The sequence below is a fragment of the Saccharothrix sp. ST-888 genome (assembly GCF_000955975.1).
Lineage (GTDB): Bacteria > Actinomycetota > Actinomycetes > Streptomycetales > Streptomycetaceae > Kitasatospora.
On the sequence record NZ_JYJF01000747.1, the window covers coordinates 1 to 329 of the forward strand.

The 329-nt window shown below is 73.9% G+C and carries 1 protein-coding gene; it reads right to left on the bottom strand.

Translation table 11 applies throughout. The features are described from left to right. A partial coding sequence (locus UK12_RS39100) for a beta-ketoacyl synthase N-terminal-like domain-containing protein (RefSeq protein WP_442973934.1) occupies nt 1-171 on the bottom strand: 171 nt, incomplete at its 3' end. Nucleotides 172-329: the final 158 nt, after the last annotated feature.

Genomic DNA, 329 nt, shown 5'->3' on the forward strand with positions numbered 1-329 from the left:
GTTGCGCAGGGCCTGCACGGCGAGGTGCAGGGCGACCAGCGAGGAGGAGCAGGCCGTGTCGACGGTGACCGCCGGGCCCTCCAGGCCGAAGGTGTAGGAAAGGCGGCCGGAGACCACGCCCGCGGCCGAGCCCGGGCCGGCAGCGCCGCCCCACTCATCGCCGAGACCCACACCGGAACCACCGCCGGCGACACGCTCGCCTTTACGCCATCCGCCCCGAGAACCTGCGCCCCCCTCAGGATCGTTTCCGCGCTCGTTGCGCCGCAGCCGACTGGAGCACCTGCAGACCGGCGCGGCTCGCCGCTCCCCGTCTGCTCTTCTGCCCGTGT